A 15163-nucleotide genomic window follows, 5' to 3' on the forward strand; every position below is an offset into this window, starting at 1 on the left:
CCACGACACGGCAAGTGTCCGATTCTAGCTTTGAGGCATGAGAACCACTTTGCTCTCCTCCGCGCAGGTGGCCGGCTTCGTGGCCGCCGGTTACCTGCGGCTCGACGGAGTCGTCCCGGACGAGCTCAACGACCAGGCGATCGACGTACTCGAGGCGGGAATCCCGCACCTGCCTTACGGAACCCCGATCGCCGAGGCGTTCCCTGAGGGGACGTTCGCCCGCCGCCTCATCGAGCTGCCCCAGGTCGCCGGGGCCTTGCACTCCCTCGTCGGGCCCGGCCCGACCGTCGACCACCATGCCGTGCACATCCGCGAGCCGCACGGCGGACAGGCCCAGCCGCTGCACGCCGACGCCATCATCGACACCCGCGTGGACGCCTTCGACGTGCAGCTCATGTACTACCCCCGCGAGGTCACCCCGGACATGGGCGGCACCCTCGTGGTGCCCGGCAGCCACTTGCGCCGCGTCAACGAGAGCGACACCGGCCGCTACCAGAACCTGCTCGGCCAGACCCGGCTGACCTGCCCCGCCGGGACGGTGATGCTGCTGCACCACGGCATCTGGCACGGCGGTCGGCGCAACGACAGCGACGTGCGGCGGTACATGTTCAAGATCCGGTTCAACCCCACCGTCCCGCAGGTGCTCCTGTGGGACACCTCCGACCTCGCCGACCCCGCCGTCCTCGACGAGCTGAGCAGGCGTTTCCCCTGGTACGAGCAGGCAACCGGCCGGCTGGAGATCCACAATCGGGCGCTCCTGTGGCGCGCCATGACCGCGGATCCCTCGTTCGACATCGACTACTGGACGACGCGTGTGAACAACCGCCCCGGGAGGGCCGCATGAAGCAGCAGGTGCTCGTTCTCTACTTGGCCACCTCCGCCCTCGACGCGCAGGTGGTGGGATGGTCCCGCTACGACGGCACCGGGCGTACCGATCCGACGGCGGGCGACGGGGACGAACCGCCGTACGAGACGGGGGTGGACGCGCTGCGCGACGGCTGGCGGCTGTTCCAGGCGTCGCAGCTGATCCCGCCGTACCCGGGGCACGAATACGACACGTCGTTTCTCAAGCACGAGTTCTTCTTCGAGAAACTGTCCTGATGGCCGGTGCCCCTCCCGCCCAGGCTCGCCGCGAGCCGCTCCGCTCCAGTTGAACACTCGGCTCTCAAGCCGGCGCTCCCGGCGATTAACGGCTCTATCAGCGACTATGCCAACCTCTATGGCATGCAGATCAGATCCGGTACCGAAGACGACGCTGAGCAGATCGCAGAGCTCCACACTCGTAGCTGGCTGACGGCCTATGCCGGGATCATGCCCGCCGGCTACTTGAATGGGTCCCTGCTCGACGAGCGCAAGGCCATGTGGGGCATGCGGCTCGCCACCGTCGCTTCGGAACCGGATCACGCCCGCTGCTCACTCGTCGCCGTCGATGGAGATGCTTTGCTGGGGTTCGCCTATCTCGCTGTCGGTACCGACGGGCGTATCCTGCTCGACAACCTGCACGTCCAGCCGGAGCGGAAGCAGTCCGGCATCGGCCGCCGACTCGTGTACCAGGCTTTTGGCTGGGCCGCTGAGCAACACCCTGGCAAGACGGTCTACCTGGAGGTGCTGCGCGATAACGTCGCCGCGATCACCTTCTACCGGCGTCTCGGCGGCCGGCCCACCAAAGAGTTCATGGAACGCTTCCCCACAGGATTCGAACTACCCGTCGTCGAGTACACATGGGGCCCTGACATCGTCCGAACACTTGCCGACAACCGTTCCACCACCGATCAGCTCACGCCGTAGAGGCCTCCGGCAGCGCCGTACTCCCAGAGCTGGTCTGCAGCCTCCGGGGCGAGCGCGTAGGTCGTCGCCCCGGACGGCGCGGGACTGCGGGCTGACATGATCCATGCCGAAGCGGGGTGAGCTAGGGTGACCCGCGTGAGCCCACGTGAGGTGGCCGCCGGCCGATTATCGCGCCTGGTCGCTCGTGCCCGGTCAGCGGCACTTGTCGGGAAGATGGGTGGGCGCCCCGCACCACTCGTCGAAGTGGCCGGTCTGCTGCTCGTGATCCTGCTCTTCTCACGGCTTCATGCCGCCGTCGGGAGGGACGCCGCCACCGCCACCGCCAACGCTCTGGCCCTGCAATCCATGGAACGGGCCGTCCACCTGGACATCGAACTTCGGGCGAACCAGTGGCTGACCGAGCATCCGACCCTCATCCAGCCGGCGGTGTACTACTACCGCCTGTACTACCTCGCGATCGTCGGTGTGCTGGTGTGGGTCTTCGTCCGGCATGCCGAGGTCTACGTCAAGGTACGCCGGACCCTCGTCGCGATGGTCGCTCTCGTGCTGCCCTTTTACTGGGCGCTGCCCATGTCGCCCCCACGGTTCGCCTTGCCGGGCGTGGTCGACATCATCGCCGAGTACGACATCCTGGGCAGCCATGCCTCACGAGAGATCGCGAACGGCCAGAACCTGACAGCGATGCCCAGCATGCACGTGGGGTGGTCGTTGTGGTGCGCGTATGCCGTGTGGTGCGCGCTGCGGTTCTCCCATCCGCGACTGGCGTTGCTGCCGTGGATATTTCCGCTGGGTATGACGGCGGTCGTGCTCGTCACGGGGAACCACTATGTGCTCGACATCGCGGGAAGCGTCGTGTTGCTGCTCGTCTCCATCGCTGTCATATCGGCGTGGGGCCACTTCGCCGGGCGCCGGCGTGCTCGGGATTGAGCGCCTGCGGATGGATCGCTTGTCGGGTGCAGACCGTCCCTCTCCTTCGGTCTTCACCGGCAAGGCATGCGAGAACCAGACTGTTTCTAGCTGGTCGATCTTGTGAGACTGACGGGCATGACCATCCTGAACGAACATGACTTTCCTGGTCTCGTCCGTCGGCTCGCGCATGTCCGCTGGATCGCCGGAGGTACCGGCGCGGGCAAGAGCACCCTCAGCCAGGTCTTGGCCGAGCGCTATGACGTGTTCGTGTATGACGGCGATCGGGCCGAGCATCACTACGTCCGGCGTTGTACACCACAACGACATCCCTACATGTGCGCACTGCTGCGAACACCCCTGGAACAGAGATGGGCGGGCCGCACGCCGGAAGAGATCTTCCGGAGCATGCCCAGTCTGCACGGCGAGACAATCGGACTCGTCATCGACGAGCTGCTCACCCTGCCCACCGACCGACCTGTTCTAGTCGACGATTTCCGTACTCTGCCCGAACACGTCGCACCATTGCTGACGTGGCGTGAGCAAGCCGTATTTCTCCTGCCAACACCAGAATTCCGGCGCCATGCACTGGGTGCCCGATTCGCTGACCCAGCCCGCGCACGAGCCAACTGGGGAAACAGCGACCACGCCGAGGTGATGGTAAATCGGCTGGGGCGCGACGAGCTCTGGGACGACGAGGTACGACGCCAAGCTCTCAAGCGGGACTTGCCGGTTCTGGATGTCGACGGCTCTCGAGGCATCGCTGAGTTGGCAGACGAACTGGCTGCGAGGTTTCTCCTGACCGGGAACTGACCGTGCGCGCTTGGCCGGCCTCCTGGGTGCCACCTGAACGGAGCAGACGGCGACTCGGGCCAAGTGCCTAAATAGGTTGGTTTCAACTACTGGAGCTGATAGAACGAGCGCCGATGTACGTGAGGTTCCAGAGCCCGACAGCGAACAGGCGAGGGACGTACCTGGGCCCGGTTTCACCGTGACGAACACCGAAAAGTCCGGCTTCATCACAAGAGGAGGCCGGGGTCGGACAATTGACCCTTTCCTGGCTCTTGGCCCGACATACTGATTCGCCCCAATCAATGCTGAAAGGGCCACGCCATGTATCCGCCACCCCCCTCCTACCCTGGTTACCCGCCACCGCCGATGCCGTTGCGCCCGGTCCGTGGCGTCGCCGTCTTCGCCGTGGTGGCCCTGGTGTGCGACTCCCTCGTCGGCATCGTCGCGGCCGTGATCGACCTCTGGTACGCCTCGTTCGTGGACCGCATGGTCCTCGACCTCGACTCCGTGTCCGAGGCGGAGATCAACACGGCCGACCTCGTCTACGGCGTGTCCGGCATCCTCGAGGCGGTCGTCTACGTCGTGGCCATCGTGGCGTTCCTGGTGTGGTTGTTCAAGGTCAGGGCGAACGCCGAGGTCCTCTCGCCCGGCGGCCACCGGCGCGGCCAGCCGTGGCTGATCTTCGGCTGGGTGGTGCCGATCGTCAACTTCTGGTTCCCCAAGCAGATCGTGGACGACATCTGGTACGCCTCCTCCCGCGTCCCCTCGCCTCCTCGGGGGTTGTTCAACGCCTGGTGGGCGGCCTGGCTGATCGGCACCTGGGTGGCCAACCTGGGGAGCCGCCTGCTGTTCAAGGCCGACGAGCTGGAGTCGCTGGCCGCCGCCGCGCGGTTCGACGTGGCGAGCATCGTGCTGATGCTCATCGCGGCCGTGCTGGCCATCGGCGTCGTCCGCAAGATCACCGAGGCCCAGGAGGAGCACCGCTCGGCGGCCGCCGTCGGCCTGCCCTTCGGCGGCACGCCTCTCGGCGCGCCCGGTGGCATGCCTCCCGGTACCCCTGGTGGTATGCCTCCCGGTGGCGTGGCGCCCGGCGCTCCGGGCAGCGGCTACCCGGCGTACTGACGTCGCTGTCCCAGGCATGGGCGGTCCATTACCCGCGCCGGCAACCCCGGCAGCCGTTCGCCGGCGCGGCGCTCGGCGATCGTCTGCAGCGCCCTGTCGCCGGCGCGGGTCGGCCTCTCCGCTTGTGCCACTCGGCCATTCTGGGGTGGACGGGCGGGGATGTAGCACTGATGCTGGTGGACAGTACTGTCGTGATCATCGGCCAACTGGGAGAGCCGTATGAAGACCCGTACTTGGACTCGCCGTGCCGCTTCGGTCGTCGGCCTGGCCGCCGTGCTGGCGCTGGGCATTGCTCCTGCGCATGCGGATACCGTGATCCGCAAGCCGCAACAACCATCACCGCAAGGGGCCATAGTGCTGGCCGACGGCGAATCGGGGGCCAAGCGCCCGGTGTGAGACGCGGCGGTACATTTGTCCCCCTGTCCGGCAGGACGGGGGGACGTAGCCACTCGTCCCAGGGGCACACACATTGAGTACGAGGTACTCAAGCCATGCTGACCCCACCCCCGCACGCTGGGTCACATGAAGTCACACATCCTTCGCGCGGCAACCGTCATCGCTCCCCTCCTCGCCCTAGGCGCGACCACCGCCACCCCGGCATCCGCCGGGCCGTCATCGGCGGCCGTCTGGGCCGCGTCGAACGTCCAGCTCGTGAACTGGCAGACCGGCAAGTGCCTGACCATCGCCGGCGGCGTCAGCACCGAGAACAACGTCCACGCCGTCCAGTACACCTGCGACAGCCACCCCTCCCGCCGCTGGGACATCTGGGGTTACTCCAGCGCGTACCTGCAGATCAAGAACCGCCAGACCGGCAAGTGCCTGACCATCGCCGGCGGCGTCAGCACCGAGAACAATGTCGTCGCCCTCCAGTACACCTGCGACACCCACCCCTCGCGCTACTGGGCGCTGGGCAACCAGGTCGGCCAACACCTCCAATTCCGGAACGTCCAGACCGGCAAATGCCTGACCATCGCCGGCGGCGTCAGCACCGAGAACAACCTCGAGGCCGTCCAGTACACCTGCGACAGCCACCCCTCCCGCTTCTGGGAAATCCGCGACTACTACGGCTGAGTCCCCAAGCAGGGGAAAACCAGTACAGCTAGCGGGATTACCGGCACCCTAAGCCGAGAACTTCGACTCCGTGACCGCAATTGCCGCCCAGCGCAGGGTGGCGGCACGAGAAGAGGGACTCGACCATGCCCAAGTATCTGATTCAGGCGACCTACACCGCTGAAGGCATCAAAGGAGTGTTGCGAGATGGCGGCACCGGGCGCCGGCAAGCGGTGGAGCGCATGGCGGAAAGCGTCGGCGGGCGGGTCGAGCAGATGTATTTCGCGTTCGGCGAGACAGACACGTATGTGGTCGTCGAGCTGCCGAGCAATGCGGCTTCGGCCGCTGTGGGGCTCACGATATCGGCGACCGGGGCGGTACGGACGAAGACGGCTGTCCTGCTGACGCCAGAGGAGATCGACGAGGCCGCGCGGATGGAGGTGGCGTACCGGGCTCCTGGCGCGTGACAGCCGGTTGATCACCTGCGGCACCAGTCGATCTCTCCAGGCGTGGGGAGCGACGGTTCCAGAGGCCCGTCACCAGCGGAAACGTGGTGGCGGGCCTATCGCGTTGTGCCCGGATGTCGTAGGCCGCTTCGTTGCGGACTCGTGGCGCACCCGTCACGGTCGAGGTCTACAGCGACGCTGACGAGATCGAACTCCTCCTCAACGGCCGCTCCCTCGGCCGCCGCCCGGTGGAGCGCTTCCGCGACCGGTCCGTCATCTCGGACACGGGCAGAGTGGTCGAGCGGCTTGGCCCATGGGGCGTCGGAGGCGTTGAAGAGGAAGACGGGTGTGCCGGCCGATTCGCGCAGGTCGCTCGTGAGGCCCTGGGCCCAGCAGCGCGAGGTGGTTCGTCTTCCGCCTGCCGGGTTCAAGTTGCGGGGTCGATGCTATCGGGGTTCGATCGAAGAGAGCTGGTGCTCCGCGCCCCAATCCCATAGGGCTTGCATTACGGGGCCGAGGCGCCGCCCGTGTGAGGTGAGTGTGTAGGAGACCCGGGGCGGCCAGCCAGGCTGACGGTGGCGGGCGAGCACCCCGGCTTCCGTCAGGTGCGCCAGCCGATCGGACAGGACCTTGTCCGACAGCGCGGGCAGGGCATGGCGGAGTTCGGTGAAAGTGCGATCGCCTTGCAGGAATTCGCGAATCACCAGGGTCGTCCAGCGGCCATGCAGGGCCGCGAGGGTGATCTCCACCGGGCAGGAGGGGGTGGGTTCGGTGACGTCGGCGCGAGGGTCGTCGGGCAAGCCGGGCCGGGGTGGGTGGCCAACCGTTTGGTGAGTCACGAGGGCGCCTCCTAGCGTTGCCGCGTCTGACTGATTTCTACCTGCTGGAAGGACATGTATCGATGATGCGGCAGCTTGCTGAACGCCCCGAGGACGTGCCTACGGTGTTCGCCGAGCGGTTCAACACCGGTGATGCGGAGGCGGTGGCGGAAGTCTATGAGCGCGGGGCGGTGTTCGTCCCGGAGCCGGGCTCACCGCTGACCGGGCAGGAGGCCCATGCCGCCAATGAGCGATTCTTGAATCTGGGACTGCCGATCACCGTTCGGCCGCGACACGTCTACACCGCCGACGACATCGCGTTGCTGATCGTCGACTGGGTCATCGAGGGGACGGATCGTGATGGCCACCCCGTACACATCGAGGGCACCGCCACCGATGTCGCCCGACGCGGGCAAGACGGTCGCTGGCGATACGCCATCGACAATCCTTTCGGCGTGAAACCGGGAAGCGGCGATCAACCGTGATCTGTGAGTGGCCGGTGGATGCGCAAAGCACAACTGATTTATCCCTGACTCGCACCCGGCCGGCAGAGGGCTGAGGTGGTCAGTGTCCGGCCGGTGCCAGATGGGCGCGCTCTCCTTGCGCACCGAACAGGGTGAGCACCTCCGCGGGCCGGCTGTCGGCGCTGCCGATCCAGTGCGGTACGCGGGTGTCGAACTCCGCGGCCTCGCCGACGCCGAGCCGGAACTCCTGCTCGCCGAGGACCAACCTGACGTGTCCGTTGAGGACGTAGAACCACTCGTATCCCTCGTGGGTCCGCAGGCTCATCGTGGACGCTCGGCCGGCGGGTGGATAGATCACCTTGTACGCCTGGATGCCGCCGGCTCGCCTGGTCAGTGGCACCATCACCAGTCCGGATCGCCGCACCGGCCGCAGGTGGATGCGCGGGTCGCCGGTGGGCGGCGCCGCGACGAGGTCATCCAGCGGGACGCCGTGCGCCTGGGCCAGAGGCAGTAGCTGCTCCAGGGTGGGGCGGAGCTTGCCGTTCTCGAGGCGGGACAGGGTGCTCGCTGTGAGGCCGGTTTCGCCGGCCAGTGCCGCCAGCGTGGTGTTCCGCGCCTTGCGCAGGGCACGCAGACGCGGCCCGACTCCGGCCAATACGTCTTCTGCGGGGTTGCCCATGCCTCCCGATAATGCGGATCCGCAACTTTTCTTGCAAGTCCGAAACGGCAGTGGTGATGCTGTCGTACATCACCGGCGCAGAAGATGCGTATCGCGGATCACGCCGACCGACGAAGGGGCAACTCAGATGGATGCCACCCAAAGCCAACGACCCACCGCCGACGCCACGGGCGGCCAGGGTGCGGCGGACGAGGACGCCGAGCTGTTCTGGGAGCGGCACTACCGCACCCGGCGTACCTGGGACGCGCGCGTCAACCCGCTGCTCGCCGAGACCGCCGCGCCGCTGCCCCCCGGAGCCGCCCTCGATCTGGGCTGCGGCGCCGGCGGCGACACCATCTGGCTCGCCGAGCGGGGCTGGCACGTCACCGCCGTGGACATCTCCACCACCGCCGTCGAACGGGTACGGGAACGCGCCCGCGATCTCGGCATCGCGGACCGGGTCGCCACCGAACAGCACGATCTGGCCAGAAGCTTCCCGGCCGGCCAGTTCGACCTCGTCTCCGCCCAGTACTTCCAGACCCCGTTCCCGCTGCTCCGCAGCCGAGTCCTGCGTACCGCCGCACAGGCCCTGCGCCCCGGCGGTCTGCTGCTGATCGTCGACCACGGCTCCACCGCGCCCTGGTCATGGAACCAGGACCCTGACATCCACTACCCCACACCCACCGAGATCGCCGCCGAACTCGATCTCGACCCCGCGCACTGGCACGTCCTGCGCAACGACATGCCCCACCGACAGGCCACCGGACCCGCCGGTGAGACCGCCACCGTCATCGACAACATCCTGCTCGTCCAGCGAACCGCCGGAACCACAGGGGAGTGACTTGATGCAGCGATCCAACACACAGGCGAAGGACACGACGCCGCCGCGAACCGGCGCCGACGAGAAGGCCACCCTGCGGGGCTTCCTCGACTATCTGCGGAACGCGGTCGCGGACAAGGTCGCGGGTGTACCGGAACCGCAGGTCCGTACGGCCGGAGTGCCCTCGGGCACCAACCTTCTCGGGCTGGTCAAGCATCTGGCGTCCGTCGAACGGTTCTACTTCCTCGGTGAGGATGCCGGCGACTGGCCCGCGACCATGCGGCCGTCCGCGGAGGACACTGTCGGCGGCGTACTCGCCGACTACCGGAAGACCGTCGAGCGAGCGAACCAGGTCATCGACGCCTGCCCAGACCTGACCCTTCCCGCCCCGCGACCCTCGCGCCCAGGGCCGGCGCCATCGATGCGATGGGTCCTGGTGCACATGATCGAAGAGACCGGCCGGCACGCCGGCCACGCCGACATCCTCCGCGAGCAGATCGACGGATCCACCGGCCGCTGACCAGCCGGCTACCGGCGCGCGGTGCATGTCCCAGTGCAGCGGCCGGCGACGGCCTTGCGGCTGCCCCACTCCGGCCGCATGAAGCAGCTGATCCGCTACCGGTCCCTCCCTAAGACTGGGATGCCTCTACCTCGTGGACGGACATGGGCAGGTTGAGCGGCTGGTAGGTGAGCTCCAGGGGACCGGCAACGGGGTGCTGTAACTACCGACCTCGACGGTGCTCGTTCAGGTGGTCGGGGCAGCGATCAGTTTCCGGATGCTCAGGGGCTGGGCGAGGATCTGCCCGAGTACCTGCTCCACATGGCGGAAGTGCGGTGTGGTGAAGTGCTCGGCGAGGGCCTGCGGGCCGGTCCACTCCTCGATGATCACCATGCGGGCGGGATCGTTGGGGTCGATGTACGGCTGGTAGGCCAGGCAGCCGGGTTCGTCCAGAGACGGTTCGACCATGGCTTCCAGCGCCGTGCGGAGCCGGTCGTGCTGCCCGGGAGCGGCGACGCACTCGGCGATGACCCAAAGAGACACGGGGTGATGGTCCTTTCAACGGTCAGGGGTGGGGGATATTTCCGAGGCGGTCAAGGGTGGGTGGGGCCGGTTCCCGCGCCGGAGCGGGTCATCGCCGTGGCGATGTCATCGAGGTCGGCGCGCGTCAGCTCCACCGACGCCGCGCCGATCCAGCCGTCGACCTGGGCGGGCTTGCGGGCTCCGACGATCGCGCCGGTGATGCCGGGCCAGGCCAGGACCCAGGCGATGGCCGCCGCCGCCACGCTGGTGTCATGGCGTTCGGCGATCGGGCGCAGCGCGTCGGCGAGCCGGAGGTTGGCGGGCAGGCCGGTGGTGAAGTCGTGGTGGGCCGTACGCCAGTCGTCGGCGGGCAGGGCGGCGACACGCTGGGCGGAGAAGGCGCCGGTGAGCAGCCCGGACTGCAGCGGCGAGTACGCGATCACACCGGCGTCATGAGTGCGGGCCCAGGCGATCTCAGCCGCCGCGGACCGGTTGATCGCCGAGAACGGCGGCTGGATGACGTCGACGTGAGCGATGCGCTCGGCCGCCGCCAGCTGCTCGGGCGAGTGGTTGGACAGCCCGATCGCGCGGACCTTGCCCTCGGCCTTCAGATCGGCCATCACCTGCCAGTACTCCTCCAGCGGGGTGGCGTTGGGCGAGACGGCGCCGGTGCCGTCGCCGGCGTACTCCAGCGATTCGCCGGTGTCAGGCCAGTGCACCTGGTACAGGTCGATGCGCTCGACGCCCAGCCGCCGCAGCGAGTCCTCGACCTCGCGCCGTACGCTGGCAGGCTTCATGATCCGGCGCGGCGCGGCCTTCGGGTCGTCCGGGTCCCAGACCAGCCCGACCTTGGTGAAGACGTAGGGACGGTCGGCCTCGGGCAGGCCGGCGATGGCCTTGCCGACCAGTTCCTCCGAATGACCCAGACCGTAGACGGCGGCGGTGTCGATCCAGTTGACGCCGCGGGCGAGGGCGTGGTGGATGGCGGCGATGGACTCGGAGTCGTCGGTGTCGCCCCAGCCGAAGTGCCAGCCCGAGCCCGACACCGCCCATGAGCCGAAGCCCACTCGGGTGATGTCCATATCGGTGCGGCCGAGCCGCTGGATGGGCAGGTGAGAAGAGGTCACGTACTGCTCCTGTGATCTGAACCCGGCAGGGCGTTCAACGCCCGTGACCGGTGCGGAACCGTTCCGACGCCATCCACTGTGGGCGGCCGACAACGGGCACAGCCAGAGACAGCGCGTGCCTAGGCACGGCACGACCAGGCTCAACCGGCGCGCGCCCGCGATACTGGAGGGCATGGTGTTGGATCGACGCGCCGAGCTGGGTGAATTCCTGCGATCTCGGCGAGCCCGGCTGCGTCCGGAGGAGTTCGGCCTGTCCGCGTACGGGCAGCGACGTCGCGTCCCCGGGCTGCGGCGCGAGGAGCTGGCGCAGCTGGCCGGGGTCAGCGTCGACCACTACATCCGGCTGGAGCAGGGACGCAGCCTGCACTTTTCCGCAGAAGTCCTGGACGCGGTGGCCCGCGCGCTGCGGCTGGACGCCACCGAACGCGCGCACCTGCATCGCCTGGCCCGGCCGGCTCCGGCCACCGCACCCGGCCCCGCCGACCGTCGGCCTCTGCGCTCAGGCATCTACCGGCTGCTGTCCTCGATCCACGACGTGCCGGCCTACCTGGTCGACCGCAACACCACCGTGCTGGCCTGGAATCCGCTGGCCGCCGCGCTGATCACCGACTTCGGTGCACTGCCTCCGGCGCAGCGCAGCATGGCTCGGCTGACCTTCCTGGACGAGGGCATGCGTCACCTCTACGCCGACTGGCCGGCACGGGCCCGCGCCATCGTCGGCTTCCTCCGGCTGGACGCCGGCCACCGACCCGCCGACCCGTCCACGGCGGCCCTGATCGAGGAGCTCTCCGCCGACAGCGCGGAGTTCCGCGAGCTGTGGGCGGAGCACCAGGTTAAGGACAAGAGGTACGGACGGTACCTGTACCGGCATCCGCTGGTCGGGGAGCTTGAGCTGGCCTACGAGACCCTGCGCCTGCCGGACGACCCCGGACTGGCCCTGGTCATGCACACCGCCGAGGAGGGTACGGCCTCCCACACCGCGCTCCAACTCCTGGCCACCTGGACCGGCAACGAACGCCCGCCGACCGCTACACGATCTCCAGCTACCTGAACGAGATCTCGACAGGCCCGGATATTCGGGTGGCCAACCTGCCGCGATGTTCGAGATCATCCGGCCATGTCGGATGACGCTTCAGGACAGTACCGAGCAGGCGAGACAGCTTTGCTGGCCGTGGTGCCGGAAGCCGAGCCACTGGTCGGGCGCTGGCGGCGGCGTCTCGATTCCTCCGCGCGGGCCGGGATTCCCGCGCACGTGACGGTGCTTTTCCCCTTCCTCGACGTCGATCGCATCGGGCCCGCGGTCATCGACGACCTGAGCGCGCTGATCGGCGCGCACAGCCCGTTCGCCGTCCGGTTCGACGAGTGCCGGCGTTTCCCTGATGTGCTCTACCTAGCGCCGAAGCCCGAGCGGCCGTTCCGCGCCCTGACCGAGGCGGTCGTGGCGCGATGGCCCGAAGCGCCACCGTACGGCGGCCAGTTCGCGGAGGTCATCCCGCACCTGACGGTCGCCCACAGCCGGCAGGCCCAGGTGTTCCATGAGGTGGAAGCCGCGCTCACCCCACGATTGCCGGTCACGGCCAACATATACTCGGTCAGCCTGTACGTCAGCGACGGCAGCCGCTGGCACCCACAAGTCGAGTTCCCGTTGCTCGGCTGATCCGGTGCATGGGCGGTCATTCTCCGGTGACCTGGCTGCGCTCGATGAGCTCCAGCACGGCAGTCCCTGGTTTCGCGAAAGACGCCGATGGTGTCGTCGGCGGCCGCCGTGATGGCCGACTGACCGGGAGCGACCGGCGGGTCGAGCAGCTGGCCCACGGTGTCGGCGAGAATGTCGTCAGGGTCGTCGGCGCTGCGCGGAGTGGAGGACGGGTCGGACATGGCGGCGCCGAATCCGGTGAGTATGGCGTGCATGGTGTACGCCTGGTCGGGCCAGGGGCGGTCGTGGCGGATCAGGCCGTGGCGGTGGAGGATCGGCATGACCGCGTCGCACAGCGCGCTGGGTCTGGTGCGGGCGAACAACTCGCGGTCGCCGGCCTGCTCGCGGGCGCTGTCCAGCAAGCGGCCGTGCGGGCGATCGCCCGGGTCGCCGGCGCCTACGCCAACCGGCGCGCCAGCAAGAAACGCGCCCACATCTTCCGCGCGCACGGCGCCGTCCCCTATGACGCCCGGCTGATGAGCTTCAACCGGGACGCCCGCACCGTGTCGCTGTGGACCCCCACCGGCCGCGCCACCGTGCCCTACACCGGCCGACCAGAAGACCTCAAAGCCGTGGACACGTTGCCCGTGGGCGAGGCCGATCTGATCTGCCGGCGCGGGGTGTGGTTGCTGCAGGTTGCGCTCGCCCTGCCCCAACCGGTGGTGCGTGAGCCGGTCGGCGGCTTCATCGGGGTGGATCAAGGGGTGGCGAACCTGGCGGTCACCTGCGACGGCGTGGTGCTGCCCGGCCCCGCCCTGGCTGGGCCGGTCGGCGGTAACGGCCACGTCCGCACCCTGCGGGACCGGCGGCACCGTCAACGCCGCCGGCTGCAGAAGAAGGGCACTGCTTCGGCGCGGCGGGTGCTGCGCCGCCTTGCCGGGCGTGAGCACCGGATGATGACCGACCTCAACCACCAAATCAGCAAGCAAGTGGTGCGTGAAGCCGAACGCACCGGCCGCGGTGTCGCCCTGGAGGATCTGCAGGGCATCCGTGGCCGGGTAAGGGCTCATCGGTTCCAGCGGCGCACCCTGCACAGCTGGGCGTTCGCCCAGCAGATCACCTTCACCCGCTACAAGGCCGCCCGAGCCGGGATCGCCTTCGTCCTGGTCGACCCCGCCTACACCTCTCAGGCCTGTCCGGAGTGCGGATACGTCAGCCGGGCGAACCGGCCGGCGCGGGGCCGGTTCGTCTGCGAAAGGTGTGGCCTCGCTGGGCACGCCGACCACCTCGCGGCCCGTAACATCGCCGCACGCGGCGTCGCGGGCTGGGCTGCCATCAACCAGCCACACGCTACCGGCCTCCCTTCACCCAGACGGGACCGCGAGAGCAAACCACCAGCGTCAGCCAGTGGCAGTTGATTATCTTGCCCATGGCCTGCCCGAGGCCCGGCCGGTTCATCAGGCGGAGCATCACGGTGCGCATGATCTGCTCCCTGCGGTCGTGCGGGGTGAAGATCCTGCGCATGATGAACGCGCTGTCCTGCTCGGTGTGGATGAACGGCCGCATCCGGGCCTCCCACGCCCGCAGCGCGCCGGGCAGGTCGCCAGGGTGGCGCTGCAGCATGGTGCCCAGCAGTTCGCCGTCGGCGATGCCGCTGGAGGCGCCCATGCCGCGTACAGGGTGACGCACCAGGCGGCGTCGCCGACCAGGACGACCCGGCCGCGGTGCCAGCTCGGCAGTCACGCGGTCAGTCCCGGGTGATGACACCCCCTGGAGTGGGACTCGTTGTCGCGGCGTCGCGCGGGCCGGTCATGCCGCGAGGTGTCCGGGAATGGCACAGCCCACTGTCTCCTCAACAAGAGGACAGTGGGCTGTTACGAGGGCCGTTACGCGGCCGAGCCGTCAAGTAAGGCGCTCAGATCTCCTCGACGCTGCTCGGCTCGCGCCGGGACAGATCGATGCCGAGCTCTTCCGCGGCGCGGAAGACGTCCTCGTCGGTGTCGCGCATCTCGATGGACATGCCGTCGCTGGAGAGCACCTCGACATTCAGGCACAGCGACTGCATTTCCTTGATGAGGACCTTGAAGGACTCGGGGATTCCCGGCTCGGGGATGTTCTCGCCCTTGACGATCGCCTCGTAGACCTTCACGCGACCCTGGACGTCGTCGGACTTGATCGTCAGCAGCTCCTGGAGGGCGTAGGCGGCGCCGTAGGCCTCCAGAGCCCACACCTCCATCTCACCGAAGCGCTGGCCACCGAACTGGGCCTTACCGCCGAGCGGCTGCTGGGTGATCATGGAGTAGGGGCCGGTCGAACGTGCGTGGATCTTGTCGTCGACCAGGTGGAGCAGCTTGAGGATGTACATGTAGCCGACGCCGATGGGATAGGGGAACGGCTCACCGCTACGCCCGTCGAACAGCCGGGCCTTCCCGCTGTGCTGAACCAGCCGATCCCCGTCACGGTTGGGAATCGTGCTGTCGAGGAGGCCGACGATCTCTTCCTCGTGGGCGCCGTC

General features: G+C 68.2%; 22 protein-coding genes. 16 read left to right on the forward strand and 6 right to left on the reverse strand.

Annotated elements, in window-relative coordinates:
* The first annotated feature begins 37 nt into the window (after positions 1-37).
* The 10 genes from LDL49_RS54120 to LDL49_RS59635 all read left to right on the forward strand — a co-directional run bounded on the left by LDL49_RS54120 (position 38) and on the right by LDL49_RS59635 (position 6601).
* A complete protein-coding gene (locus LDL49_RS54120) occupies positions 38-844 on the forward strand; it encodes a phytanoyl-CoA dioxygenase family protein (protein WP_225302770.1) in 807 nt (268 codons plus the stop codon).
* On the forward strand, positions 841-1101 hold the full coding sequence (locus LDL49_RS54125; protein ID WP_225302771.1) for a hypothetical protein: 261 nt from the start codon (positions 841-843) through the stop codon (positions 1099-1101). The genes LDL49_RS54120 and LDL49_RS54125 overlap by 4 nt, the downstream gene beginning before the upstream one ends.
* Positions 1102-1224: 123 nt before the next feature.
* A complete protein-coding gene (locus LDL49_RS54130; RefSeq protein ID WP_225302772.1) occupies positions 1225-1788 on the forward strand; it encodes a GNAT family N-acetyltransferase in 564 nt (187 codons plus the stop codon).
* Between the two features lie 135 nt (positions 1789-1923).
* On the forward strand, positions 1924-2715 hold the full coding sequence (locus tag LDL49_RS54135; RefSeq protein ID WP_225302773.1) for a phosphatase PAP2 family protein: 792 nt from the start codon (positions 1924-1926) through the stop codon (positions 2713-2715).
* A 117-nt stretch (positions 2716-2832) separates the two neighbouring features.
* Positions 2833-3507, forward strand: a complete 675-nt coding sequence (locus LDL49_RS54140; RefSeq protein WP_225302774.1) for a hypothetical protein — start codon at positions 2833-2835, stop codon at positions 3505-3507.
* Between the two features lie 300 nt (positions 3508-3807).
* Positions 3808-4608 (forward strand): DUF4328 domain-containing protein, encoded by an 801-nt coding sequence (locus tag LDL49_RS54145; protein WP_225302775.1) that lies wholly within the window; start codon positions 3808-3810, stop codon positions 4606-4608.
* 219 nt (positions 4609-4827) lie between these two features.
* Entirely contained in the window at positions 4828-5004 is a 177-nt protein-coding gene (locus LDL49_RS54150) for a hypothetical protein (RefSeq protein ID WP_225302776.1), read from the forward strand.
* A 126-nt stretch (positions 5005-5130) separates the two neighbouring features.
* A complete protein-coding gene (locus tag LDL49_RS54155; RefSeq protein ID WP_225302777.1) occupies positions 5131-5679 on the forward strand; it encodes an RICIN domain-containing protein in 549 nt (182 codons plus the stop codon).
* 125 nt (positions 5680-5804) lie between these two features.
* Positions 5805-6125, forward strand: a complete 321-nt coding sequence (locus LDL49_RS54160) for a GYD domain-containing protein (RefSeq protein ID WP_225302778.1) — start codon at positions 5805-5807, stop codon at positions 6123-6125.
* Between the two features lie 131 nt (positions 6126-6256).
* Positions 6257-6601, forward strand: coding sequence for a DUF4982 domain-containing protein (locus tag LDL49_RS59635; RefSeq protein WP_225302779.1), 345 nt, complete (start codon positions 6257-6259; stop codon positions 6599-6601).
* On the opposite strand, the gene LDL49_RS54170 is transcribed toward LDL49_RS59635, so the two are convergent.
* A complete protein-coding gene (locus LDL49_RS54170; RefSeq protein ID WP_225302791.1) occupies positions 6551-6853 on the reverse strand; it encodes a winged helix-turn-helix transcriptional regulator in 303 nt (100 codons plus the stop codon). The two genes, LDL49_RS59635 and LDL49_RS54170, sit on opposite strands and share 51 nt — an antisense overlap.
* Positions 6854-6960: 107 nt before the next feature.
* Between LDL49_RS54170 and LDL49_RS54175 the strand changes: the two genes are divergently transcribed.
* On the forward strand, positions 6961-7407 hold the full coding sequence (locus tag LDL49_RS54175) for a YybH family protein (RefSeq protein WP_225302780.1): 447 nt from the start codon (positions 6961-6963) through the stop codon (positions 7405-7407).
* 79 nt (positions 7408-7486) lie between these two features.
* Here LDL49_RS54175 and LDL49_RS54180 read toward each other — a convergent pair whose 3' ends face one another.
* Positions 7487-8065 (reverse strand): helix-turn-helix domain-containing protein, encoded by a 579-nt coding sequence (locus LDL49_RS54180; RefSeq protein ID WP_225302781.1) that lies wholly within the window; start codon positions 8063-8065, stop codon positions 7487-7489.
* Between the two features lie 127 nt (positions 8066-8192).
* Between LDL49_RS54180 and LDL49_RS54185 the strand changes: the two genes are divergently transcribed.
* Positions 8193-8885 (forward strand): class I SAM-dependent methyltransferase, encoded by a 693-nt coding sequence (locus LDL49_RS54185; protein WP_225302782.1) that lies wholly within the window; start codon positions 8193-8195, stop codon positions 8883-8885.
* Positions 8886-8889: 4 nt separating this feature from the next.
* Entirely contained in the window at positions 8890-9384 is a 495-nt protein-coding gene (locus tag LDL49_RS54190; protein WP_225302783.1) for a DinB family protein, read from the forward strand.
* Between the two features lie 225 nt (positions 9385-9609).
* On the opposite strand, the gene LDL49_RS54195 is transcribed toward LDL49_RS54190, so the two are convergent.
* Positions 9610-9906, reverse strand: a complete 297-nt coding sequence (locus tag LDL49_RS54195; protein ID WP_225302784.1) for a putative quinol monooxygenase — start codon at positions 9904-9906, stop codon at positions 9610-9612.
* A gap of 50 nt (positions 9907-9956) precedes the next feature.
* Positions 9957-11012, reverse strand: coding sequence for an aldo/keto reductase (locus LDL49_RS54200; protein WP_225302785.1), 1056 nt, complete (start codon positions 11010-11012; stop codon positions 9957-9959).
* Between the two features lie 172 nt (positions 11013-11184).
* On the opposite strand from LDL49_RS54200, the gene LDL49_RS54205 reads away from it, so the two are divergent.
* The 3 genes from LDL49_RS54205 to LDL49_RS54215 all read left to right on the forward strand — a co-directional run bounded on the left by LDL49_RS54205 (position 11185) and on the right by LDL49_RS54215 (position 14066).
* The gene (locus LDL49_RS54205; protein ID WP_225302786.1) at positions 11185-12063 is read left to right on the forward strand and encodes a helix-turn-helix transcriptional regulator; all 879 of its coding nucleotides are present in this window, start codon (positions 11185-11187) and stop codon (positions 12061-12063) included.
* 66 nt (positions 12064-12129) lie between these two features.
* Positions 12130-12669, forward strand: coding sequence for a 2'-5' RNA ligase family protein (locus LDL49_RS54210; protein WP_225302787.1), 540 nt, complete (start codon positions 12130-12132; stop codon positions 12667-12669).
* Between the two features lie 248 nt (positions 12670-12917).
* Positions 12918-14066, forward strand: a complete 1149-nt coding sequence (locus LDL49_RS54215; protein WP_225302788.1) for an RNA-guided endonuclease InsQ/TnpB family protein — start codon at positions 12918-12920, stop codon at positions 14064-14066.
* Here LDL49_RS54215 and LDL49_RS54220 read toward each other — a convergent pair.
* Entirely contained in the window at positions 13999-14391 is a 393-nt protein-coding gene (locus LDL49_RS54220) for an FAD-dependent oxidoreductase (RefSeq protein WP_225302789.1), read from the reverse strand. The genes LDL49_RS54215 and LDL49_RS54220 overlap by 68 nt on opposite strands.
* 172 nt (positions 14392-14563) lie before the next feature.
* The coding region (locus LDL49_RS54225) for a DNA-directed RNA polymerase subunit beta (protein ID WP_443689906.1) at positions 14564-15163 on the reverse strand (600 nt) is incomplete at its 5' end.

The sequence above is a fragment of the Nonomuraea aurantiaca genome (assembly GCF_020215705.1).
Taxonomy (GTDB): domain Bacteria; phylum Actinomycetota; class Actinomycetes; order Streptosporangiales; family Streptosporangiaceae; genus Nonomuraea; species Nonomuraea aurantiaca.

Excerpts from the sequence above, each read along its gene's own strand:
- LDL49_RS54150 (WP_225302776.1), top strand. The coding sequence starts at position 4,828 with ATGAAGACCCGTACTTGGACTCGCCGTGCCGCTTCGGTCGTCGGCCTG.
- LDL49_RS54210 (WP_225302787.1), top strand. The coding sequence starts at position 12,130 with ATGTCGGATGACGCTTCAGGACAGTACCGAGCAGGCGAGACAGCTTTG.
- LDL49_RS54185 (WP_225302782.1), top strand. The coding sequence starts at position 8,193 with ATGGATGCCACCCAAAGCCAACGACCCACCGCCGACGCCACGGGCGGC.
- LDL49_RS54205 (WP_225302786.1), top strand. The coding sequence starts at position 11,185 with ATGGTGTTGGATCGACGCGCCGAGCTGGGTGAATTCCTGCGATCTCGG.
- LDL49_RS54160 (WP_225302778.1), top strand. The coding sequence starts at position 5,805 with ATGCCCAAGTATCTGATTCAGGCGACCTACACCGCTGAAGGCATCAAA.
- LDL49_RS54120 (WP_225302770.1), top strand. The coding sequence starts at position 38 with ATGAGAACCACTTTGCTCTCCTCCGCGCAGGTGGCCGGCTTCGTGGCC.
- LDL49_RS54125 (WP_225302771.1), top strand. The coding sequence starts at position 841 with ATGAAGCAGCAGGTGCTCGTTCTCTACTTGGCCACCTCCGCCCTCGAC.
- LDL49_RS54130 (WP_225302772.1), top strand. The coding sequence starts at position 1,225 with ATGCAGATCAGATCCGGTACCGAAGACGACGCTGAGCAGATCGCAGAG.
- LDL49_RS54155 (WP_225302777.1), top strand. The coding sequence starts at position 5,131 with ATGAAGTCACACATCCTTCGCGCGGCAACCGTCATCGCTCCCCTCCTC.
- LDL49_RS54190 (WP_225302783.1), top strand. The coding sequence starts at position 8,890 with ATGCAGCGATCCAACACACAGGCGAAGGACACGACGCCGCCGCGAACC.
- LDL49_RS54140 (WP_225302774.1), top strand. The coding sequence starts at position 2,833 with ATGACCATCCTGAACGAACATGACTTTCCTGGTCTCGTCCGTCGGCTC.
- LDL49_RS54180 (WP_225302781.1), bottom strand. The coding sequence starts at position 8,065 with ATGGGCAACCCCGCAGAAGACGTATTGGCCGGAGTCGGGCCGCGTCTG.
- LDL49_RS54145 (WP_225302775.1), top strand. The coding sequence starts at position 3,808 with ATGTATCCGCCACCCCCCTCCTACCCTGGTTACCCGCCACCGCCGATG.